This is a genomic window from Paraconexibacter algicola, assembly GCF_003044185.1.
GTDB classification, from domain to species: Bacteria; Actinomycetota; Thermoleophilia; order Solirubrobacterales; family Solirubrobacteraceae; genus Paraconexibacter; species Paraconexibacter algicola.
The window spans coordinates 1,056,932-1,078,610 of the sequence record NZ_PYYB01000001.1 but is presented as its reverse complement, the minus strand read 5'-3'; the positions used below and the strand labels follow the sequence as shown (position 1 = coordinate 1,078,610).

Sequence of the window (21,679 nt, the reverse complement as noted above, 5' to 3'; positions counted from 1 at the left end):
ATTCCGATGAGCTGCGGCGCAGTCGGCGGTCGGGCTACAGGGTGAGCGCTCCGGCGCCGTCGAACGTCGCCTCGACGCCGAGCGGGTCGCTGGCGGTGAGGGCCTCGACGATCTCCGGGGCCTGCGAGCCGCCGACGGCGCGGCGACCGTCGGGTGTGAGGCCCATGGCGAACGCGATCGTCGGCGCGCCCGTGTGGTCGTAGAGCGCGGTGTGCGTCTCGACCGTCGCGGTGGCGGGGGCGCCGTGGGTCGTCTCGCGGCGGGGCTGGGCGTCCACCTCGGCCTGCACGTCGTGGTGCGCGAACGCGCGGGCGGGCACCGTCTCGGGGCCACCGAGCACGGCGAGGCCGTGCTTCGTCAGGTACCAGCCGACCGCGGTGCTGATCCCGAACGCGGCCGGGTCCGCGCGCAGCCGGTCGACGAGCGTCGCGAGCGCGTGCAGCACGTACCCGTTCGCCGGACCGCCCGCGAACGTCAGGCCGCCGGTGACGGTCGGGGCGCGCGACGGGTCGAACAGGTCGACGCCGAGCTCGCCCGCCGCGATCTGCACGGCCGACGGGAAGCACGAGTAGAGGTCCAGGTGCGCCGCGTCGTCGATCGCGATGCCCGCGTGCCCGAGCGCCGCCCGGCCGTTGGCGGCGATCGCCGGGGAGCGGTCGAGCTGCCAGCGCTCGCTGACGAACCAGTGGTCGGCGGCGCCCGCGGTCGCGTGCACGACGACCCAGCGCTCGCGCGGGATGCCGGCGGCCGCCGCGGCCTCCGCGCTGGTCAGCACCAGGGCGGCCGCCTGGTCGACGGAGATGTTCGCGTTGAGCAGCTTGGGATAGGGGTCGCTGACGAGCCGGTTGTCCGCCGACGGGGTGCCGAGCACGTCGGGGTCGGTCGGGGCGTCCGGTGACCACGCGTAGGGGTTCTCGCGCGCGACCTGCGCGAACCGCGCCCAGATGCGGGCGGCGTGCGCGCGCTGCTCCTCCCGGGTTCGCCCCGCGGCGGCGCGCAGGGCGTGCTCGAAGAACGGGTAGTAGAAGACGGGCGCGAGCAGGCCCGCCGCCGTCTCCGCTGCGTTGGACGGCTCCTTGTCGGCGCCGACCGACCAGGTCGGCGTCACGTCCTCGCCCTGCTCGGGCCAGCCGGTCGAGGTGCCGCCGCGCACCGCGGCCATGAACGGCTTGAACGACTCGCCGAACGAGATCAGGGCGACGTCGAGGTCCCCGGCCGCGATCCGCGACGAGAGGTCCCCCAGCAGCGCGATCGGGCCGTTGCCGCCGCGCGCGGTGCGGACCGTCGCGCGCGGGCTGATCCCGAGCTCCTGCGCCATCACGGCCGCGGGATCCGGGACCGGCCACGAGAACAGGTCGATCGACGCGGCGACCTCGACCTTGCCGAGCAGGGCGTCCGCCCCGATCGACGCGGCGCAGTCGGCGATCGCGGCGCGCGCCGCGTCGGTCATGAGCAGGTGCGGCGCGGGCGGCGGGCCGTCCGCCGGTCGGTGCGTCAGCTGGGCGGCGCCGACGAGGACGGGGGTGCGGGGATCGAGCGCGGTCATGGAGAGTGGAGCGTACTGCTCCCCACTTTCGGTGACCGCGCCCAATGGCTCAGCCGATCCGCACCGCTGCGCTGCGCGCGGTGCGGATCGCGCGCGTGGTGCGCCGCAGCGTCCACGCGCCCACGAGCCGGGTGCCCACGGGCGTCACGACGGTGAGCCGCCGGCCGCGCACGACCCCGGTGCCGATGATCGCGCCGGAGGCCCGGCGCAGCTCGACCGCCGCCGCGGTCCGCCCGAACGGCGCGCGCGCCCCGCGCAGCGTCACCGTCCGCACGACGCCGTCGCGGCCCGCCGGGCCCGCGGGGCCGGGCGCGCCGGTCGCCCCGGCGGGGCCGACGGGACCCTGCGGTCCGACAGCGCCCGTCGCGCCCGTCGCGCCGCCGGCGCCGGTCGGCCCGCCGGCGCCGGTTGCGCCCGCGCGCGGCGTCACGACCTGGAGCGCGAAGCCGCCGAACGTGTTCGGCGTGCGGTCCGGTCCGGCGCCCGCCGGGTAGCCGCTCGGCGCGGCACCGTCGGTGCCGGGGAAGACGTAGCCGGTCTGGGCGACCGCGGGCACGAGCCCGGAGATGCGCACGGTGCCCTGGTCGTCGGCGGTCGTCGTGGCGGCGGACCGGTCGAGGGTGAAGACCGGCGCGGCGCGCGTGTACCGCGTCGTGCCGGGGGACGCGAGACCGGTCGCGTACAGGCGCGCGGTGCTCGTGCCGTCGAGCTCGACGACGGGGTCCTCGATCGACACGGTGAAGCCGTGCCCGTCCGGGGGCGGCGCCGAGGTGAACGTCAGCGTGCCGGCGAGCCGCACGGTGCCGGTGCCGGTCTCGGGGTCGTAGGTGCCGCCGATCGCCGGGAACGACCAGGTGACGGTGACGTCCGCGCCGCGCGGACTGGTCGGCAGGACGGTGTCCCCCCAGGCCCAGCCGCTCGGGGTCGCGGTGCCGCGCGGGGTCGCCGGGCTCGGGCTGTTGGTGACGTAGCCGACCCAGGTGCGGTTCTGGGGCGTCTGACCGGCGGGGCCGTAGACGTTGACGGAGGTCCAGTCGAGCTGGCCGCCGATGACCGGCTGGGGCGCGGCGATCGCCGCGGGGGCGGTGAGGGCGGTGACGGCGAGCAGGCCGGCGCCGGTGAGCACGGGACGCGGGACGCGTCGACGCACGGGGCTGGGCATGGGTGTGGGTCCTGTGGTGGTGGGTCAGGGAGCGGCCGGCACCGTGAAGGTGAACGAGCCGTACGCGGCGCCCGCCGGGTAGAAGCCGGCGCCGATCGTGGTCGCGCCCGTCGCGGTCAGTCGCGCGGGCACGTGGGTGAAGGTGGTGCCGGCGGGACCGGTCGTGACGGCGTGGGCTTCGTCCATCCGCAGCTCGAGGATCTCGCGGTCGGTGAACGGCGTCGGCGTCGCCGGGCAGGCGCTGGACGGGCCGCCCTGAGCGGCGCGGCCGTCGGCGCGCACGGTGCCGGTCCGGCGGTCGGCGGAGAGGACGATCACGGGGTCGGCGGTCGCCTGGTCGATGCCGTGGGCGTCGAGCGCGTACTCGAGCGTGCCGGCGAGCCGCAGGCGCACGGTGCCGTCGGCGGGGCGGTCGACCGCGGCCACGGTGAGCCGGTGGTCGAAGGGGTTGGCGTCGTCGATCCGGCTCGCGCCGGCGGACGGGAACACGCCGGCCCGTCCGCCGACGCACGGCGGGGCCGCCGACCAGCTGCCGCGGACGTAGGTGGTGAAGCTGCGCAGGCTGCCGCCGGCGGCCGGGTCGCAGGCGATCCAGTCCGCGGCGCCGACGGGGGTCGCGGGGCGGCTCGCCCAGCACGGGTCGGCGGTCGGGCCCGGCGCCGGCGTGGGCGCGGGGGTCGCGGTCGGCGTGGGCGTCGTCGCGGGCGCGGGGGTGGGCGTGGCGACGGGCGTCGTGGCCGTCGGCTCGGCCGGGGCGGTCGGCTGCGCCGGGGCCGCCGCCGGGGTGGCCGGACGGGCGGGGACGGCGAGCGAGAGCCGGCCCAGCCGCGCGGTGCCCGGGGAGCGGCGCAGGCGCAGCGGTCCGCGCAGGGCGCGCGCACCCGCCGCGGTGAGTCGCAGGACGGCGCCGTCGAGCCGCACGGCGCCGGTCGTCGCGTCGGTGCGCAGCGGTCGGCCGCTCGCCGGGGTCGCGTGGGCGAGGGTCACGCGGCGTCCCGCGACGGTGCCGCGCAGGGTCAGCGGGGACCGGGCGACCGCGAGGCGCAGTCCCGTCACGGTCACCGTGCGGGCGGCGCCGCGGGCCCGCAGGCGCAGCGTGCCCGCCAGCCGCAGCTCGCCGCCGGCGACCGCGGTCACGGCGAGCCGTCGCGCGGTGGTCAGGCGCACCGCGCCACCGTCGCCGCCCGGCGTGATCGCCGCGGTGCCCGTCCCGGCGGCGTGCGCGGCGCCCGGGATCCCCGCGGGAACCGCGGCGACGAGGGCGAGGGTGGGGAGCAGCGACCGGGCACGCACGATGCGGCCGGACGCTACCAGAAGTTGTAAGGGTGACCTAACAAGCGCCGGTCACGGCGGGTCCAGCACCCCGAGCAGCCGCCGCGCGTCCCCGGACACGGTCACGTGGATCGCGCCCGGCTCGCGCACCCACGCGATGAGGTTCAGCGCCGTCAGCCGGTCGAGGAAGAACTGGAACGCGCGCGCCTGCGCCCGCGACGAGTACGTGCGCGAGATGTCGAACGCGAAGCCCGTGGTGTGCAGCGAGTAGCTGCGCGTCGCCTCGATGTTGCGCCGCGTCAGCAGCCGCTGGTACGGCGTGTCCCGCACGCTCGAGGTGATCGTCAGCCGCGCGTCGTCGTCCCCCGCGAGCTGCCGCACGCCGGTGCCGATGTACGCCAGCACGGCGAGGGCCTCCGGGCGCAGCGCCCGGTACAGCCGCCGGGACTGCTGCAGGCGCGGCGCGAGCTCCCCCATCTGCGGGTCCAGCCGGATGCCGTAGCCGTCCAGCTCGTCCGCGTCGAGCGCGCGCAGCGTCCCCGCGGCCCGCGCCCGACCGAGCGCGAACGGGTCCTCGTAGATCGGGGTCGAGCCCTTGGGGTGCAGGACCTCCTCGGCGCTGTTCTTCGCCGTCTGCCGCGCGGCGAGCGTCCGCAGCGCGGCGGGGTCCGCGCGCCACGTGCGCATGATCTCCTGTGCGGCCCGGACCCGCCACAGGTACGTCGCGGAGTCGTCCCCGAGCGAGGCGAGCTTCTCGTAGGCGTCCGGGTGGCGGACGGGGGTGCTGTCGAAGTACAGGCGCGCGTACGGGACGTCGTCGCCCTCCCCGAAGCGGCGCAGGACCTCCTGGAGGTTGCCGACGCCCATGTGGTACCCGGCGACGGCGAGGTCGAGCCGGTCGCCGAGCTGCTTGCGCGCGAACCCGAGGTAGCGGACCGTCCCCGCGAGCGCCTTGGCGGGGTCGAACCGCTCGTCGACCCGGCGGCGCAGCGCCACGCGCGCCGCGACCTTGCTGCCGCGCGCGATCCCGCGGGTCAGCCGCTCGCTGGCGCGCACGTCGACGCGCATGCCGAGCAGGTTCGTCCCCGTCTCGGCGAGGATCTGCGTCAGGCCCGCCGCGCCCTCCAGGTCGTCGGACACGCGCGCGTCCTCGCGGCCGGCGCTCTCCAGGAACACGATCGCCTCGAGCGTGTCGGGGTCGACGGTGCCGCCGTCCCCACCGGCGATCTCCTCGATCAGCGGCCGCCAGCGCGCGACGCGCTGCGCGGTCGCGACCGCCCCACCCGGGGACTTCGCGTAGAGCACGTGCGCCAGGCCGTCGGCCGCGGCGCGCTCCAGCGCTGCGCGATCGCCGTCGCGGTACGCGAGCGGATCGGTGCCGCCGTCGGCGCCGCCCGACCCGGGGCGCAGCCCGCCGCCCGAGCCGTCGCGCAGGATCGCCGCCCCGGCGACGACGACCACGGCGAGCAGGGCGAGCGCGACCGCCACGTACGGGCGGGCGCTCCGCGGGGACCGGCGGGACGACACGCCCGGCAGCCTGTCAGACCCGCTGTCGCGTCCGCGTCACGCCCGCGGTCACTACCGTTCCGCGGAGATGGAGATCAGCGCCGACAAGGACCGCCTGGACCGGGACGTGATCCACCGCTTCCTCAGCGAGGAGGCCTACTGGTCGATCGGCGTCCCCCGCGAGCGCGTCGACCGCGCGATCGATCACTCCCTCTGCTTCGGCGCCTACGACGACGACGGCGCGCAGGTCGGCTTCACCCGCGTCGTCACCGACTACGCGACCTTCGGCTGGGTCTGCGACGTGTTCGTCCTCCCGGCCGCCCGCGGCCGCGGCGTCGCCCGGGCGCTGATCGCCGCGGTCGTCGCGCACGAGCAGCTGCGCGACGTCCGCCGCCTGATGCTCGCCACCGAGGACGCGCACGGCCTCTACGAGCAGCACGGGTTCACGAAGCCCGACGACCTCTACAAGTGGATGGTGCGACGACCGTGAAGCTCCACGTCTGCTGGGGCGCGTTCGCGACCCCGGTCCACGAGCACGTCTGCGCGAGCGCGTTGCAGGCGCTGCGCGACGCCGGCCACGACCCGGAGGTCGAGCGGACCTACTCGTTCGGGGCGATCCCCGGGGCGCTCCAGACCCCGGGACGCAAGCGCGTCCACGCGGGCACGGGCAGCCACTGGGTGCCCGCGCTGCAGCTGGACGACGGCACCTGGATCGGTGGCTCCAAGCGGATCGTCGCCTGGGCGCGCGAGCACCCCGCCGCCTGAGGCGCGCTCAGCGCACCCGCAGCACGAGGTCCCGCCCCGCGGCGCGGACCGTCACGACCCGGCCGCGCGTCGTCGTGCCCCGCACCGTCCGGCCGCGCGCCGCGATGCCGCGCAGCGCGTGCCGGGTGCTGATCACGCGCGGCGCGTAGGTGCCCTGCGGCGAGACGCGGAAGACGACCAGAGGCGTCACCGCCCCGGCGCGGCGGCTGCGCAGCAGGACCGCCATCTCCCGGGTGCCGTCACGATCGAGGTCGACGCAGCGCACCGCCGCGATCCGGTAGACCCGGGCCGCGTCGCGCCCGCGCCCCTCGCGGGTCGACGCGAGCGCATCGCGCACGCGGCTGCTCACGAGCGCCGCGGTTGCGGCCAGTGCCCGGCCGCAGACGCCGCCCTGCACCTCGACCGCGTCGACCGTCAGCGTCCGCGTGCTGGTGCTGCCCACCCGGTCGACCGCGGTGACGGTCAGCGGGTGGCGGCCCGCCCGCCAGCCGCCGTCGGGGGCGGGGACGGTGATCCGCAGGCGCGGCTGCGGCGTGCCGGGCGTGGTCGGCGACGGGGCGGTCTGCACCGCGGTGATCGTGCGGGCGCTGCCGCCCGCGGACGCGGGCACGGCGACGCGGACCTCGGCGACCCCGGACTGCAGGTCCTCGGCGAAGAGCTGCACGGACTGCGGCAGCGTCACCGACACGCGGCCCGCAGTCACCGCGGGGCCGGTGCGGTCGAGCGTCACCGGAGCGAGGACCTCGGTCCGGCGCCCGGTCGCGTCCTCGCTGCGGACCCGCACGCGGTACGACCCGTCGGGCGTGGCGATGCCGCGAAGGTTGCGGCCGTCCCAGGCCACGGGCACGGTGCCCGCGGGCAGGTCGGTCGGCGCGAGCGGCCGCGCGACCACGAGCTCGCCCGTCGGCGGCAGCACCGTCACCTCCAGGCGCGAGGGCTCGTCGAGGTCGACGCTCCCGATCGCCCGCGGCGTCGCGTTGGTGAAGGGCGACGGGAAGCGCAGGTTCGACACGGTGGCCGGCAGCGCGCGCAGGCGCGCCTCCCAGATCGGGAAGCCGTCGCGGCGCGCGATCGTGACGGTCCCCGTGCCCGAGCGGGTGCCGAGGCGCACGGCGACCGGGGTGGCGGAGTCGACCGGGGCGCCGTCGACGGTGACCGCCCCGTCCTCGGTGACGACGTCGGCGACGACCGTGGCCGGGCGGGTGAGGGTGAACGGCAGGGTGCTGACCGCGTCGGACCCGACCGCTCCGACGTAGCTGGTCGGCAGGGCCGGGATCGGGTGCAGGCGGATCTCGTAGCGGGTGTCGCCGGCGGTCTCCGGGCAGCTGACCGCGAACGGGCGCTCCGTCCCGGCCCGCGCGGGCAGCGGGGCCCACAGCACCTCGCCGGCGCCGACGCGGACGCCGTCGATCGTGACCGCGGACGAGCCGGCAGCGAGCGCGGCGACCAGCGGCGTGTCCACCCCGGGACCGGAGAGCACGGTCCCGGTGGTCGACGGGTCGCAGGTGCTGCTCAGGGACGAGACCGCCTGCAGCTCCCCGGCGACCGCGGCGGCGGGCAGAGTCAGCAGGGCGACGAGCGCGGCGGGGACCGCGGCGGGACGGACGGACGGCGACAAGGGGACCTCGGGGGTGGGACGTGGTCGGAGTGCGCCGACTGTCGAAGTTTCCTCGCCGCCGGCCCCGCGCGCAAGCAGGTGCCGGGTCACGCCCCGGTCATCCCGCCCGCCCCGAGGAACCTACGCGCCTGTAGATTGCCGCCATGCCCGGCACCGTCCCCGTCCCGCCGCCGATCGACGGCGTCCGCCGCTCCTACGTCGACGCGCGCGGCGTGCGCTTCCACGTGACCGAGGCCGGCGACCCGGACGGCCTGCCGATCCTGTGCCTGCACGGCTGGCCGCAGCACCACCTCGGCTACCGCGACCTGCTCGCCGACCCGCCCGCCGGGCTGCGGATCATCGCCCCCGACCTGCCCGGCTACGGCTGGTCGGGCCCGGCCCCGCACCGCTGGGAGAAGGAGGAGGTCGCCCAGGACCTGCTCGCGCTGCTCGACGCGCTGGGCCTCGAGCGGGTCGGCCTCGTCGGCCACGACTGGGGCGGCTACATCGGGCACCTGCTCGTGCTCGGAGCCCCGCAGCGGTTCACGGCGTACCTGGCGCTGAACATCGCGCACCCGTGGAACACGCCGAGGACGCTCGCCCCGCATCTCTGGCGCTTCCTGCTCTACCAGCCCGTGATGGCCGCGTTCGGCCGTCCGCTGCAGCAGCGCACCGGCTTCCTCCACCTGCTGTTCCGGATCGCGGTGAAGAACCGGGAGGCGTTCGGGCCCGCCGACGCCGCCGTGTTCGTCGACCGCTTCCGCGACCCGGTCTGCGCCCGCACCGGGCAGGCGACCTACCGCACCTTCCTGCTGCACGAGCTGCCGCGCCTGGGCCGCGAGCCCGAGCAGCGCCGCTCGACCGTGCCGACCGTCACGCTGTTCGGCGACCGGGACACGGCGATCGACGCGTCGCTCGCCGCCGCCGAGACCGCCCGGGCCGACGACTACCGGCTGAAGCTCGTCCCGGGCGCCGGGCACTTCATCGCCGACGAGCGCCCGGACCTCGTGCGCGCCGAGGTGCTCGCGCTGTTCGCGCCCGACGCTCCGTGAGATGACGCACACGCGCGCGCGCGGGAAGTCCCCGCGAGCGCGCAGCGCCGTATCTGGGGCATGGCCTCCACCTCCTACCGGCCCGCCGCGATCTCGCTCGACGCGGACGCGCTGCGCCGCTACCTCGACGGTCCGTACCGCGAGGTGCGCGAGCTGACCCGGCGGATCCTCTCGCAGCCCGAGCACGCACCGGTGCAGGGGCTGCCGACCGACGAGTACCGCGAGCTGGTGCTCGAGCGCATGCGGATGCTGGCCGCCGAGGGCCAGACGGGCATGGGCTTCCCCGTCGAGTACGGCGGGGGCGGCGACGTGGGCGCGTCGATCGCGGCGTTCGAGACGCTCGCGCACGGCGACCTGTCGCTGCTCGTGAAGTGCGGCGTGCAGTTCGGCCTGTGGGGCGGCGCGCTGCTGCACCTCGGCACCAAGCGCCACCACGACCTCTACCTCGAGCAGACGATCCGGGCCGACCTGCCCGGCTGCTTCGCGATGACCGAGATCGGGCACGGCTCCGACGTCCAGTCGCTCGGCACGACCGCCACCTACGACCCGAAGACCGACGAGTTCGTCATCAACACGCCCGACCGGGCGGCGACGAAGCACTACATCGGCAACGCCGCCGTGCACGGGCGCATCGCCGCGGTGTTCGCGCAGCTGATCGTCGGGACCGAGAAGCCCGGCGTCCACGCGTTCATCGTGCCGCTGCGCGACGCGGACGGCACGCCGCTGCCCGGCGTCACGATCGAGGACTGCGGCGAGAAGATCGGCCTCAACGGGGTCGACAACGGGATGCTCTCCTTCGACCACGTGCGGATCCCGCGCGAGGCGCTGCTCAACCGCTACGCCGACGTCACCCCCGAGGGCGTCTACGAGAGCGACATCGAGAACCCGAACCGTCGCTTCTTCACGATGATCGGCACCCTGATCCAGGGGCGCGTGTGCGTCGGCGGCGCCGCCGGCAACGCGGCGAAGAACGCGCTGACCATCGCCGTCCGGCACGGGCTCAAGCGCCGCCAGTTCGGCCCGCCCGGCGGCGAGAGCGAGACGCTCCTGCTCGACTACCGCACCCACCAGCGCCGGCTGCTGCCGCTGCTCGCCAAGAGCTACGCGCTGCACTTCGCGCAGGAGGAGGTCGCCGCGAAGCTCCACGTCGCGTTCAGCGGCGGCGAGTTCTCCGAGCGCGACCAGCGCGAGCTCGAGTCCTACGCGGCCGGGCTGAAGGCGATCACCACCTGGCACGCGACCGAGACGATCCAGCAGTCCCGCGAGGCGTGCGGCGGCTTCGGCTACCTCGCCGAGAACCGCTTCGCGGCGCTGAAGGCCGACACCGACGTCTTCACGACGTTCGAGGGCGACAACTGGATCCTCTACCAGCTCGTCGCCAAGGGCCTGCTGACCGACTACAAGGACCAGTTCGCGTCGATGGACCAGCCCGCGCTCGTGCGCTTCGTGGCCGGCCAGGTCGTCGAGACGGTCGTCGAGAAGTCGCTCGCCCGCCAGCTGATCGGCGCGCTGGTCGACGTGCTGCCCGCCTCCGACGACGAGCGCGAGCTGCGCGACCGCGGCTACCAGGGCGAGCTGCTGCGCTGGCGCGAGGAGCACATCCTCGCGAGCGTCGCCCGGCGGCTGAAGTCGGGGATCGACAACGGGTTCGACCCGTTCCGCGTCTTCAACTTCTGCCAGGACCACGTCATTCACACCGCTCGCGCACACGTCGAGCGCAAGGTGTTCGACGCGTTCGTCGCCGGCATCGACCGCTGCGAGGACCCGCAGCTCAAGGAGGCCCTCGGCCAGCTCTGCGACCTGTACGCGCTGAGCACGATCGAGGCCGACCGCGGCTGGTACCTCGAGCACGGCCGGCTCACCACGCAGCGCTCCAAGCGCATCACCACCGAGGTGAACCTGCTCTGCATGGACGTGCGCGAGCAGGCGCGCGAGCTCGTCGACGCGTTCGGCATCCCGGACGAGGTGCTCGCCGCGCCGATCGCGCTCCCGTAGGACCACCCGGCGCCCGGGCCCCGATCGTCGGGGACCCGGGCGCACCGGCGTGTTCGGACACACCGTCCGTTTGGCAGGATGCGGGCCATGCCCGAGCGCGCCCTCGTCGTCTACGCCAACCCCGAGCCGACGTCGTTCGGCGCGGCGCTGCGCGACCGGGCGGTCGCCGAGCTACAGGCCCAGGGCATGGAGGTCGCGGTCTCGGACCTCTACGCGATGGGCTTCGACCCGGTGGCCCGCGGCGAGGAGTTCTCCAACCGCCGCTTCGACCACCGGCTCTGGTACGACCGCGAGCAGCAGCACGCCGTGCGCACCGACACGCTCTGCGACGACGTCGCCGCCGAGGTCGAGAAGCTCCGCGCCGCCGACCTCGTCGTCCTCGTCTTCCCGCTGTGGTGGTTCTCGGTCCCGGCGATCCTCAAGGGCTGGTTCGACCGCGTGCTCGTCAAGGACGTCGCCTACGGCGGCGGTCGCCGCTACGCCGAGGGCGGCTTCGCCGGCAAGCGCGCGATGCTCGTCACGACGACGAACGCGTGGCCGGGGATGCTCGCGCCCGACGGCCTGGTGGGCGACGTCGAGATCGTGCTGTGGCCGCTGCAGAACGGCGTGCTCGGCTACACCGGGTTCGGCGTGCTGCCCGCGCTCGTGGCCAACGCGGTCGCGTTCGTGCAGGACGAGGACCGCCACGCGATCCTCGACGACCTCGCCGCGCGGCTGGCGGACTGGCGGACCGCCGAGACGATCCCGTTCCACCACGCCGGCGAGGTCGGGGAGGACTGGCGGCTGCGCGACGACGTCGAGATCCGCGTCATCGGCCACCGCCGCGCCTGACGCGCCGCGCGACTACGCGTCGAGCACGACCTCCGCGGCCCGGCGGATCGTCGCGGCGTCGCCGCTGATCATCAGCGTCGTGACGACCGAGTCGCGCCACGCCTCGAGGTCGTGGCGGATCTTGTCGGCGGGCCCGATCAGCGCCATCTGCTCGACGAGCGCGGTCGGGATCGCGGCCGCCGCCTCGGTCTTCTTCCCCTCCAGGTACAGGGACTGGACCTCGTCGACGACCGCCTCGTAGCCCATCCGGATCGGCACGTTGGCGTGGAAGTTCTTCGTCTTCGCGCCCATGCCACCGAAGTACAGGGCGTACATCGGGCGCAGCAGGTCGGCGGCCTGCTCGACGTCGTCGTGCACGATGACCGGCACGGTGGCGGCGACCTCGAAGTCCTCGCGCGAGCGACGGGCGCCCTCCCGGGCCCATCCCTCCTGGAGGTTGGGGAGGTACAGGTCCTCGGCGTGCGGCGAGTAGAACAGCGCGAGCCAGCCGTCGCACAGCTCGGCGGCGAGCGCGACGTTCTTCGGGCCCTCCGCGGCGAGGTAGATCGGGATGTCCTCGCGCAGCGGGTGCACGGTCGACTTCAGCGGCTTGCCGAGCCCGGACGGGCCGGGCAGGCCGAGCGTGTAGTGGTCCCCCTCGAAGGTGACCGGTCCGCGCCGCGCCCAGATCTCCCGCAGGATCGACACGTACTCGCGCGTGCGGGCGAGCGGCTTGGCGAACGGCTCCCCGTACCAGCCCTCCACGACCTGCGGCCCGGACACGCCGAGCCCGAGGATGAACCGTCCGCCGCTGAGGTGGTCCATGGTGATCGCCGCCATCGCGGCGGCCGCCGGGCGGCGCGCGCTCATCTGCATGATCGCGGTGCCGAGCTGCACGCGCTCGGTGCGCGACCCCCACCAGGCGAGCGGGGTCAGGACGTCGGAGCCGTAGGACTCCGCCGTCCAGATCGAGTGGAAGCCGAGCCGCTCCGCCTCGGCGATCGACTCCTCGACGCCGTGCGGCGGGCCGGAGCCCCAGTAGCCGGTCTGCAGGGCGAGCTTCAGGTCGCGGGCCATGCCGCGACCGTACCGCCCCCGGCCGGTCAGGTCCGCGGGCGGTCGTCCACCTTGATGTCGAACGCTCCGTCGGCGTCGGTGAAGGTCACCGTCGCGCCGTAGGTCTGGGCGTCGACCGTCACGTCGCAGCGCACGGTCGCGCCGGCCTTCAGGTCGACGCGGTCGGGGCAGGAGACGAGGTCGGGTGCGCTGCCGACCTGCCGCTCGAGCGCCTCGGCGGCCCGCTGCTCCAGCGAGCTGCCGGGGATGTTCGCCGACGTGACCTGCCAGCGGATGCGGCCGTCGTCCTCCTCGCTGGTGACCGTCACGGACACGAGCAGGCGCACGTCGCCGTCACGGGTCATGCGGCACGCGCCCCGGGAGCCCTTCGTGCCGGGGATGTCCTCGTCGCAGTCGATCGACGCGACCTTCGCCCCGGGGACCTGGGACTCGAAGCCCGTGCGGATCTCCGACTCGATCTTGTCCGCGTCGACGGTCGCCTCGCCGCAGCCGGCGAGGCCGAGCGGCACGAGCGCGACGGTGGCGAGCAGGGCGAGCGGGCGGCGCATGCGGCGGGAGACTACGCCTCCCGCCGCAGAACCGCCCGGGTGACTCAGGCCGGGTTCGCGCCCGGCGCGATCTCGCCGGGGTAGGAGCCAGGCGTCGCCTGCGGGTCCGGGGTCGCCGGGCCGGACGGGCCGGTCGGCGGCGTCGGCGCGGGACCGCCCGGGCCGCCCGGGCCGCCCGGGCCGTGGTGGCCGCGACCGCGGCCGAAGAACCGGCCGGGGCCGCCCTGGCCGGAGGCGAACTCGTCGAAGTGCTCGTCGAACTCCTCGAGCACGTGGTCGCGCTGCGCGTCGGTGATCTTCTTGTCGGCGACCTGGTCGGCGAGCGTCTTGGCCAGCGCGGTGCGCGCCGCCTTCTTCACGTCGGCGAGGTCCTTGTTCTGCGCCTTGGCGATCGCGGCGAGCGTCGTGCCGGAGCGCAGCTGCTCCAGCAGCTTCTCGCGTGTCAGGCCGAGCTCCTTGGCGACCGCGTCGGCGGCGCCGCCGAGCGGGCCGAGTCCGCGACCGGGGCCGTGACCGGGGCCGCCGGGACCGCCCGGGCCGAAGCCGCGACCGGGACCGCCGTGCGGGCCGCGCCCGGGCAGGCCGAGCACCGTGCCCTCCTCGGCGCGCCGCTTCTTGATCGCGTCGGCCTGCGCCTGCGTGAGCTTGCCGTCCTTGACGGCCTGGTCGAGCTGCGCGTCCTGGGCCTTGCCGAGCGCGTCCTTCAGCTCCGACGGCGTGACGTTCAGCCGCTTCGCCGCGTCGGAGAGGACCTGTGACTCGGCCTCCTTGCGGTCGTCCTTGACGGTCGCCGCGACGGCGGCGGCACCGCCGGCGGCGAGCGCGACGGCGGCGGTGCTTGCGACGACGATGCGTCGGGTGATCATCGAGCCTCCTGCTGGGGATTGGTGGGTGGTGCGAAGAGATCGGGGCGCGCCTGGTGGACGCGGGCGAGAAGGAGCAGCAGCACCGGCGCGATGCAGATCACGAGCAGCGCGGCGAACCACGGCTCCGTGACGTCGCTGCCGGAGCCGATCACGTGGACGGTGCTGAGCAGCCACGCGACGAGCGTGAACCGGTGCAGGACCTTCCAGCGCTCGCCGAGCAGCTTCTTGGCGTACGGGGCGAGGCTGAACGCGGCGAACGCGAAGCCGCCGAGGATCCCGAGGCCGGTGAACAGCGGCCGGTAGTCCATCGTGAACGGGACGAGGATGCCGCTGAGGCCGGGCTTCAGCCACGGGTCGTAGAGCAGCGCGGCCGCGTGCACGACGATCGCGACGAGGGTGGCGATCGCGAGCGTCTCGTGGACGGTCTTGAACGTCTGGGTGCGGCCCGGGCCGCTCGCGAGCCGGCCGCCCATCGTCAGCCCGAGGCTGACGGAGGCGCTGGCGCAGACGATCGCGGCGGTGCCGGCGGCACGGCTGGTGATCCAGAGGAGCTGGGGGTCGGTGGAGGCCATGGGCTCAGTGGGGTCGGGGGAGACGGACACGGACGGGACGCGGGACGACCTGCACGTCGCCGCCGGAGGTGACGACGACGCCGCCGTGCGGCAGCGCGCGACGCGCGCGGGCGGGGCCGAGCAGCAGCGCGGTCTTCGCACGGACCTCCGCCTCGAGCGCCGTCGGGGCGAGCGCCGTGACCTGCACGACGCCCGTGTCGGCCGGGCGGCCGGTCCGCGGGTCGACGAGGTGGTGGGCGTCCGCGCGCGTCCCGGTGGTCGTCCAGGCGCGGCGGGTGGTGCCGCTGGTGGCGACCGCGCCGCGCGCGACCTGCAGCTCGTGCACGGTCTCACCGGGGTGGAACGGGTCGCTGATCGCGATCGACCGCGGCACGCGGGCGCTGCCGCCGATCCGCAGGTCGCCGCCGCAGTCGACCGCCCAGGCGGGCAGGCCGGCGAGCAGCTCGCCCGCGAGGTCGGCGGCGAGGCCCTTGCCGATCCCGCCGCTGTCGAGGCGCACCCCGACCGGCCGGACGACGTGCTCGCCGTCGACGCCGACGCGGCGCCAGGCGCCGTCGGCGGTCCAGGTGGGTGCGGTCGCGGCGCGGGGGTCGTGCGCGGCCGTGGGGTCGAGGTGCTCGCGGTACCCGGCGGCCTCGACCGCGGGCAGGCAGGTCGCGTCGACGAGCCCGTCGGAGCGCTCACCGGCCTCGCGGACCGCGGCGGCGAAGCGGCGCAGCAGCGGCGAGGCGGGCACCCGCTCGCGCGGGTCGGCGTTCAGGTGCGACAGCTCGCTGTCGTCCTCGAACCGGGTGAGCCGGTCGTGGATCTCCAGCAGCAGCGCGCGGGCTCGCTCCAGGGCGACGGCCGCGTCGGCCTCCTGCTCGCCGGCCCCGGTGGCGCGGACGCCGACGGTGCCGCCGAAGCAGGGGATGCGCAGCTCGTGCTCGATGGCGGTCGCGGTGCTCACGACTGCCCCGAGGTCATCGGCGCGGCGGGGACCGACGCGGAGGAGTCACCCGCGGTGCTGCCGCTGTCGTCGGACCAGCCCTGGTCGGTGCCCGTGTCGTCGGACCAGCCGTCCTCGGTGGTGCCCGAGTCGTAGGTCTCGTCGCTCCAGCCGTCGTCGGTGCCGGTGGTGGACTCGACGGCGCGGCTGGTGTCGGTGGCGCCGGTCGCCGGGCTCGCGGCCTGCGTGCTGGTGCTGGAGGAGCTCGCGCCCTGGGCGGGCACGAACAGCGCCAGCCAGGCGGCGAGGAAGACGCCCACCGCTCCGCCGGCCGCCCGCAGGCGGAGCGTCCGCAGACGCCGGGCGCGCGCCGCGAGACGCTCGCGGGCGACAGCGTGCGGGTCCCGCGGCTGGGGGGTGGGCCGGACGGAGTTGGGGGAGGGCATGCCGTACACCGTGCCGGGATGGTGTGCGATCTCCCTCAGGGAACCCTGAGAGTTCCGTCAGAACGGGCGTATCGTTGCGGGCATGGACTCCCGCACCGCCCGTGACCGCCTCGAGTACCGCGCCGCCCGGGCGCTCGCCGCGCTGTCGCCGCGCGCGCAGGTCCGGCTGTCCGGCAAGCCCGCCGTGTCGCTCGACGGGCAGGCGCTCGAGCCGGAGATCCAGCTGACCCTCGCGATGCTCGAGCGGCAGAACCTGCCCGGGATGGAGACGCTCCCGCCCGTGCAGGCGCGCGCGCAGATCCGCCGGCAGGCCCTGGCGATCGCCGGCAAGCCGGTGCCGGTCGGCGCCGTCCGCGACCTCGAGGTCGACGGTGCGCAGGGCCCGCTGCGCGCGCGGCACTACGCGCCCGCGGAGAGCACGACCGGCCCGCATCCGCTGCTCGTGTTCTTCCACGGCGGCGGCTTCGTCGTCGGCGACCTCGACACGCACGACCAGGTCTGCCGGCTGCTGTGCCGCCACGGTGGCGTGCACGTCCTCAGCGTCGACTACCGGCTGGCGCCCGAGTGCCCGTTCCCCGGCCCGGTGGAGGACGCGGTCGCCGCGACGCGCTGGGCGCTCGCGCACGCGCAGGACCTCGGCGCCGACCCGGCCCGCGTCGCGGTCGGCGGCGACAGCGCGGGCGGCAACCTCTCGGCGGTCGCCTGCCACGTCCTGACGCGTGCCGGTGAGCAGGCGCCGGTCTTCCAGCTGCTGCTCTACCCGGCGACCGACGGGGCGGGCGAGTACCGCTCGCGCGAGCTGTTCAGCGACGGGTTCTTCCTCACCGAGGCGCAGATGGACTGGTTCAAGGACCAGTACGTCGCCGACGCGGACCCGCTCGACCCGCGCCTGTCCGTCCTGCGCGCCGACGACCTGACGGGCCTGCCGCCCGCGCTCGTCGTGACCGCCGGGTTCGACCCGCTGCGCGACGAGGGCGAGGCGTACGCGCGGGCGCTGCGCGACGCGGGCGTGCGCGTCGCGCTGCGCCGCTTCCCCGGCCTGATCCACGGGTTCGCGAACGCGGCGACCGTCAGCCGCGTGTCGCGTGACGCGCTGATCGAGGTCGCGGGCGCCACGCGCGCGCTGCTGGCGATGGTCTCCGCACCGGTCGCGGAGCCGGAGGTCACGGCAGGCTGAGAACCGGGGTGGTGGGCGGCGGTAGTGTCGCCCCATGCCCCGATCCCACGTCGAGACCACCGCCGGACCGGTCGCCGCGAGCGACCTCGGCCGCACGCTCGTGCACGAGCACCTGCTGACCGTCAGCGAGGTGGTCCGCACCGAGTGGCCGCATCTCGCGGACCGTCCCGCCGAGGAGGAGGCGGCGCTCACGCAGGTCCGCAACGCGCAGGAGCACGGGGTGCGGACCTGGGTCGACCCGGCGGTGATGAACCTCGGCCGCGACGCGGGCCTGGCCAAGCGCGTCGGCGAGCAGACCGGCATGAACATGGTGCTCGCGACGGGCGCCTACGTGTACGAGACGCTGCCGCGCTACTTCCGCTTCCGCGACGGCAGCGCGCTCGCCGACGCGTTCGTGCACGACCACGAGCACGGCATCCAGGGCACGGGCGTGAAGCCCGCGTTCCTGAAGTGCGCGGTCGACGAGCACGGCATCACCGAGGACGTCGAGAAGGTCCTGCGCGCGGTCGCCGACGCCCACCGGCGGACGGGCCTGCCGGTGATGAGCCACTGCCGCCTGGGCGGCACCGCGCTCGGCCCGGAGGGGCCGATCCCGCCGTCGGACGAGGAGCGCGCCCGCGCGCTGGAGCAGACGCTCCGCCAGATCGAGATCCTCGTCGACGAGGGCGGCGTTCCGGCGAACGCGGTGCAGGTCGCGCACGTCGGCGACTGCGACGCGCTCGACCCGATCGAGCGGGTGCTCGAGACCGGCGTGTGGATCGGCATGGACCGTTTCGGCCTGGACATCTTCAACCCGTCCGCGCGCCGCAACGAGGTCGTCGCGGAGCTCGCCTCGCGCGGGTACGCCGACCGGATGATGCTCGGGCAGGACAGCTGCGCGACGATCGACTGGTACCCCCAGGAGGTCCTGCAGATGCTCGCGCCGCGGTGGCACGCGACACTGATCTTCGAGGAGGAGATCCCGGCGATGCAGCAGCTCGGGGTGACCGACGAGCAGCTCGCGACGATGCTGGAGGCGAACCCGGCGGCGTGGCTGTCGGCGTGACCGTCCGGCGCGTCCGATGAGTTTCTGACGCGCGGGCCGTCTACCGTCTCGACCCGACCGAGAAGGAGACGTGATGCAGGCGATCGAGACCCGCGGGCTCGTGAAGACCTACGAGGGACGACAGGGCACCGTCGAGGCGGTGCGGGGCGTCGACCTGTCGGTGGCGCCGGGAGAGGTGTTCGGCTTCCTCGGCCCCAACGGCGCCGGCAAGTCCACGACGGTGCGGATGCTCACGACGCTGCTGTCGATCACCGACGGGACCGCGACGGTCCACGGGATCGACGTGGCGTCCCGGCCCGACGAGGTGCGCCGCAAGATCGGGGTGGCGCTGCAGGAGGCGGGGCTCGACAAGCGCCAGAACGCGCGCGAGCTGCTGGTCCTGCAGTGCCGGCTGTTCGGCATGAGCGCGACCGAGGCGACCGCGCGGGCCCAGGAGCTGCTGGCGCTGGTCGAGCTGCAGGACGCCGCCGACCGGCTCGTGAGCGGCTTCTCGGGCGGCATGCAGCGCCGGCTCGACCTCGCGACCGCGCTCGTCCACGAGCCCGAGGTGCTGTTCCTCGACGAGCCGACGACCGGGCTGGACCCGGCGAGCCGCCTGACCGTGTGGGACGAGGTCCGGCGCATCAACGAGCGGGGCACCACGGTGTTCCTGACGACCCAGTACCTCGAGGAGGCGGACGCGCTGTGCGACCGGCTCGCGATCATCGACGACGGCCGCATCGTCCGCGAGGGCACCCCGACCTCGCTGAAGGACGACCTGTCGGCGCGGCGCGGCGGCGCGGCGGTGACGCTCGACGACGTGTTCCTCGACGCGACGGGCCGGACGCGCGAGCGGACCGCCGGCGACGTCCAGGAGGTGACGGCATGAACCCGGTGCTGATCCTCGCGGCCCGCGCGCTGCGCGAGACGAAGCGGGCGCCCGACGCGCTCTTCCCCGGGATCTTCATCCCGCTGTTCTTCCTCGTGGTGAACACCGGACAGGCGGCGAGGATCTTCCCGTCGGACTCGACGGGCTTCCTGCAGGGCCAGAACTACGCAGCGTTCCAGATGCCGTCGACGCTGCTGCTGGCCGCGTCGTTCGGGGCGGCGGCGCTGTTCCTCGTCGAGGAGATCGAGGGCGGCTACTTCGACAAGCTACGCGCGACGCCGATCCCGCGGTACGCGATCATCCTCGGCCGCCTGCTGGCGGAGGGCATCCGCTGCGGCCTGCTGACCGCGGTGATCGTGCTCGTCGCGCTGCCGTTCGGCGTGACGGTCGCCTCGGGGGTCGCCGGCTTCCTGCTGCTCGTCCTCCTGACCGGCCTGTGGGGGGTCGTCTACTCGGGCTTCCTGCAGATGCTCGCGCTGAAGTCGCGCTCGGCCGCGGCGACCCAGGCCGGCGGGATGGTGTTCTTCCCGCTGCTGTTCCTGACGCCGAACTTCGTGCCGCGCGAGCTGCTCACCGATCCGATGGAGGTCGCGGCGACCATCAACCCGGTCACCTACCTCATGGAGGCGCTGCGGTCCCTGTACCTCGAGGACCTGCGCTGGTCGGAGATCTGGCCGGGCTTCGCGGTCGTCCTCGTCGCGGCGTCGGTGATGCTGACCCTGAGCGTGCGGATGATCAACCGCTACGACTGACGCCCGGGCCCCGGGAACCCCAGGCGCGGGTCGACCGCGCCGTGGGGTTCCCAGCGCCGGTCACCGACGCACGTCGAGCAGCGGTGCGAGCAGCGCGACGACCCGGTCGGGCCGCTCGAACACGTCGTACCAGCGCAGTCGCACGACGGTGTACCCGCGCCGCCGCATGGCGTCGTCCCGGCGCTGGTCGCGTCGGCGCTGCCTGCGGGTCCGGTGACCGCGGTCCCCGTCGGTCTCCACGATCAGCCGCAGCGCCGGCCACAGGAAGTCGTGGAAGATGCGCGACCCGTCCGGGAGGCGGTCGGGCTGCTGGCAGATCGGGCGGGGCCAGCCCTGCGCGTCGCAGATCGCCAGCAGCCGCTCCTCGAGCTCGTTCGCGGTCCGGGTGGTGCCGGGCACGTGCTCGCGCAGCACCGCGCGCAGGACGGCCGCACCCGGGTGGTCGGCGGCCTGCTCGAGGATGCGCTCGAGCTCCCACCGTCGCCACGAGCCCCGGAACGCCGCCTCGTCCAGGATCCGCTCGAGCCGCCGTCGGGCCCAGCCGGCCCGCGCGAGGTCGTAGACCAGGCGGGCCACCGTCGTGCACGGGAGCCCGCCGATCTCGGTCCGCTCGTGCGGGGCGAGGTCCATCCGGTGGACGGTGAGCGTCGCACGGCGCGGGTTGCGGGACCGCGGGACGGTCACGTGCAGCGGGAGCCCCTCCCCGTCCCGGCGCCGCAGCAGCCCCGCGTGGACGGCGAGCGCCTCGTGGCTGAGGGCCGCGCCGGCGCCGCAGGAGAGCACCGCTGCGCGGAACGCCGTGCTCGGCTGGAGCTCGTCCTGGGGGAACGCGAAGACGTCGTGGTGGATCTCGACGAGGGTCCCGGCCTCCAGGCGCAGCCGCAGGGACGCGGGGGTCACCTTGGCTGCGCGGAGCGCCTTGCGGGTCGCGATCCCGCCGCCGTCGCGGATGGTCCGTGCGATGCGGATGTCGACCGGTGTGGGCACACCGGGGAGCCCACCGGACGTCGTGTCACGGCGCTACCACCAGGTCGTCGCGGAACCGTGACCACGCCGTGGAACGTCACGACACACCCGGCCGCACTCTCAGGTTCCCAGGCCGGTGAGGACCAGGGCCTCGCAGTGCGTCGTGAAGCGGGCGACGAGGGTCGCGTCCACGTCGGAGCCCGTTGCCGCGGCCATCCAGGTGCGCGCGCTGAAGAAGAACTCGCACATGCCGACGAGCGTCGCGAAGAACAGCGCCGGGTCGACGCCCGCGCGGAAGTCGCCGGTGGCCGCTCCCCGCTCCAGCAGCCGCGTGTGGAACGCCAGCAGCGGCTGCGCGAACGCGGCGGCGAGGCGGCCGTCGGGGTCGCCCAGGCGCTCGCCGAGCGCGACCGCGTACGGGTAGTGCAGGTAGTTCTGGATGACGCCCGCGACGTGGCGGCGCAGCGTCTCGACGGGCGTCAGCCCGAGGGCCTCGAGCGCGTCGAGCTGCGCGACGACGCCGACGACCGTGCGGTCGAGCACCGCGTCGAGCAGCTGCCGCTTCCCGCCGAAGCAGTAGCTGACCATCGCGACGTTGACGCCCGCCCGCGCGCAGAGCTCCGCGACCGACGGCTCGGTGCCACGGCGCTCGACCAGGAGGTCGTGCGCCGCGTCCAGCAGCTTGGCCCGTGTGACGTCGACCGGCTCACCCACGGCGCAAACTCTCCC

At 75.1% G+C, this 21,679-nt stretch carries 22 protein-coding genes; 9 read left to right on the top strand and 13 right to left on the bottom strand.

What is annotated here, in order from left to right:
• Window positions 1–34: 34 nt before the first annotated feature.
• The 4 genes from C7Y72_RS05095 to C7Y72_RS05080 are packed head-to-tail and all read right to left on the bottom strand — an operon-like array spanning window position 35 to window position 5,507.
• Window positions 35–1,546, bottom strand: coding sequence for an acetyl-CoA acetyltransferase (locus C7Y72_RS05095; RefSeq protein WP_107567502.1), 1,512 nt, complete (start codon window positions 1,544–1,546; stop codon window positions 35–37).
• A gap of 49 nt (window positions 1,547–1,595) precedes the next feature.
• On the bottom strand, window positions 1,596–2,708 hold the full coding sequence (locus C7Y72_RS24120; protein ID WP_107567501.1) for an HtaA domain-containing protein: 1,113 nt from the start codon (window positions 2,706–2,708) through the stop codon (window positions 1,596–1,598).
• A gap of 24 nt (window positions 2,709–2,732) precedes the next feature.
• Window positions 2,733–4,001, bottom strand: a complete 1,269-nt coding sequence (locus C7Y72_RS05085; RefSeq protein ID WP_107567500.1) for an HtaA domain-containing protein — start codon at window positions 3,999–4,001, stop codon at window positions 2,733–2,735.
• A 51-nt stretch (window positions 4,002–4,052) separates the two neighbouring features.
• Window positions 4,053–5,507, bottom strand: a complete 1,455-nt coding sequence (locus C7Y72_RS05080; RefSeq protein WP_146175261.1) for a DUF5715 family protein — start codon at window positions 5,505–5,507, stop codon at window positions 4,053–4,055.
• Window positions 5,508–5,574: 67 nt separating this feature from the next.
• Between C7Y72_RS05080 and C7Y72_RS05075 the strand changes: the two genes are divergently transcribed.
• Both C7Y72_RS05075 and C7Y72_RS05070 read left to right on the top strand, forming a co-directional pair.
• Entirely contained in the window at window positions 5,575–5,976 is a 402-nt protein-coding gene (locus C7Y72_RS05075) for a GNAT family N-acetyltransferase (protein ID WP_107567498.1), read from the top strand.
• Complete coding sequence (locus tag C7Y72_RS05070; RefSeq protein WP_107567497.1) at window positions 5,973–6,251, top strand: hypothetical protein; 279 nt, start codon at window positions 5,973–5,975, stop codon at window positions 6,249–6,251. Before C7Y72_RS05075 ends, C7Y72_RS05070 begins: the two co-directional genes overlap by 4 nt.
• A 7-nt stretch (window positions 6,252–6,258) precedes the next feature.
• On the opposite strand, the gene C7Y72_RS05065 is transcribed toward C7Y72_RS05070, so the two are convergent.
• Window positions 6,259–7,869 (bottom strand): FlgD immunoglobulin-like domain containing protein, encoded by a 1,611-nt coding sequence (locus C7Y72_RS05065; RefSeq protein WP_158276653.1) that lies wholly within the window; start codon window positions 7,867–7,869, stop codon window positions 6,259–6,261.
• A 143-nt stretch (window positions 7,870–8,012) separates the two neighbouring features.
• On the opposite strand from C7Y72_RS05065, the gene C7Y72_RS05060 reads away from it, so the two are divergent.
• The 3 genes from C7Y72_RS05060 to C7Y72_RS05050 all read left to right on the top strand — a co-directional run bounded on the left by C7Y72_RS05060 (window position 8,013) and on the right by C7Y72_RS05050 (window position 11,726).
• Complete coding sequence (locus C7Y72_RS05060) at window positions 8,013–8,900, top strand: alpha/beta fold hydrolase (protein ID WP_107567495.1); 888 nt, start codon at window positions 8,013–8,015, stop codon at window positions 8,898–8,900.
• A gap of 60 nt (window positions 8,901–8,960) precedes the next feature.
• Window positions 8,961–10,895 (top strand): acyl-CoA dehydrogenase family protein, encoded by a 1,935-nt coding sequence (locus tag C7Y72_RS05055; RefSeq protein WP_107567494.1) that lies wholly within the window; start codon window positions 8,961–8,963, stop codon window positions 10,893–10,895.
• Window positions 10,896–10,982: 87 nt separating this feature from the next.
• Entirely contained in the window at window positions 10,983–11,726 is a 744-nt protein-coding gene (locus tag C7Y72_RS05050; protein WP_158276652.1) for an NAD(P)H-dependent oxidoreductase, read from the top strand.
• Between the two features lie 12 nt (window positions 11,727–11,738).
• Here C7Y72_RS05050 and C7Y72_RS05045 read toward each other — a convergent pair whose 3' ends face one another.
• Genes C7Y72_RS05045 through C7Y72_RS05020 form a run of 6 tightly spaced genes read right to left on the bottom strand, consistent with a single transcriptional unit; the run spans window position 11,739 to window position 16,142 of the window.
• The gene (locus C7Y72_RS05045) at window positions 11,739–12,770 is read right to left on the bottom strand and encodes an LLM class F420-dependent oxidoreductase (RefSeq protein ID WP_349016816.1); all 1,032 of its coding nucleotides are present in this window, start codon (window positions 12,768–12,770) and stop codon (window positions 11,739–11,741) included.
• 38 nt (window positions 12,771–12,808) lie between these two features.
• Window positions 12,809–13,330, bottom strand: coding sequence for a DUF4333 domain-containing protein (locus C7Y72_RS05040; RefSeq protein WP_107567491.1), 522 nt, complete (start codon window positions 13,328–13,330; stop codon window positions 12,809–12,811).
• A 44-nt stretch (window positions 13,331–13,374) separates the two neighbouring features.
• Window positions 13,375–14,196, bottom strand: a complete 822-nt coding sequence (locus C7Y72_RS05035) for a hypothetical protein (RefSeq protein WP_107567490.1) — start codon at window positions 14,194–14,196, stop codon at window positions 13,375–13,377.
• Window positions 14,193–14,768 (bottom strand): ferric reductase-like transmembrane domain-containing protein, encoded by a 576-nt coding sequence (locus C7Y72_RS05030; RefSeq protein ID WP_107567489.1) that lies wholly within the window; start codon window positions 14,766–14,768, stop codon window positions 14,193–14,195. The genes C7Y72_RS05035 and C7Y72_RS05030 overlap by 4 nt, the downstream gene beginning before the upstream one ends.
• Window positions 14,769–14,772: 4 nt before the next feature.
• Window positions 14,773–15,717, bottom strand: a complete 945-nt coding sequence (locus C7Y72_RS05025; RefSeq protein ID WP_107567488.1) for an FAD:protein FMN transferase — start codon at window positions 15,715–15,717, stop codon at window positions 14,773–14,775.
• Window positions 15,714–16,142 (bottom strand): hypothetical protein, encoded by a 429-nt coding sequence (locus C7Y72_RS05020; protein ID WP_107567487.1) that lies wholly within the window; start codon window positions 16,140–16,142, stop codon window positions 15,714–15,716. The genes C7Y72_RS05025 and C7Y72_RS05020 overlap by 4 nt, the downstream gene beginning before the upstream one ends.
• Window positions 16,143–16,224: 82 nt before the next feature.
• Between C7Y72_RS05020 and C7Y72_RS05015 the strand changes: the two genes are divergently transcribed.
• From C7Y72_RS05015 to C7Y72_RS05000, 4 genes are all read left to right on the top strand, one after another.
• Window positions 16,225–17,319, top strand: a complete 1,095-nt coding sequence (locus C7Y72_RS05015) for an alpha/beta hydrolase (protein WP_107567486.1) — start codon at window positions 16,225–16,227, stop codon at window positions 17,317–17,319.
• Window positions 17,320–17,353: 34 nt separating this feature from the next.
• Window positions 17,354–18,364: a phosphotriesterase family protein gene (locus tag C7Y72_RS05010; RefSeq protein ID WP_107567485.1), complete on the top strand. Its 1,011-nt coding sequence runs from the start codon at window positions 17,354–17,356 to the stop codon at window positions 18,362–18,364.
• A gap of 73 nt (window positions 18,365–18,437) precedes the next feature.
• Window positions 18,438–19,232 carry an ABC transporter ATP-binding protein gene (locus C7Y72_RS05005; protein WP_107567484.1) on the top strand — a complete coding sequence of 265 codons (795 nt, stop codon included), beginning with the start codon at window positions 18,438–18,440 and terminating at the stop codon, window positions 19,230–19,232.
• Window positions 19,229–19,984 (top strand): ABC transporter permease, encoded by a 756-nt coding sequence (locus C7Y72_RS05000; RefSeq protein WP_107567483.1) that lies wholly within the window; start codon window positions 19,229–19,231, stop codon window positions 19,982–19,984. The genes C7Y72_RS05005 and C7Y72_RS05000 overlap by 4 nt, the downstream gene beginning before the upstream one ends.
• Before the next feature lie 60 nt (window positions 19,985–20,044).
• Here C7Y72_RS05000 and C7Y72_RS04995 read toward each other — a convergent pair whose 3' ends face one another.
• A complete protein-coding gene (locus C7Y72_RS04995; RefSeq protein ID WP_107567482.1) occupies window positions 20,045–20,971 on the bottom strand; it encodes a DUF559 domain-containing protein in 927 nt (308 codons plus the stop codon).
• Window positions 20,972–21,070: 99 nt separating this feature from the next.
• The gene (locus tag C7Y72_RS04990) at window positions 21,071–21,664 is read right to left on the bottom strand and encodes a TetR family transcriptional regulator (protein ID WP_107567481.1); all 594 of its coding nucleotides are present in this window, start codon (window positions 21,662–21,664) and stop codon (window positions 21,071–21,073) included.
• Between the last annotated feature and the right edge of the window lie 15 nt (window positions 21,665–21,679).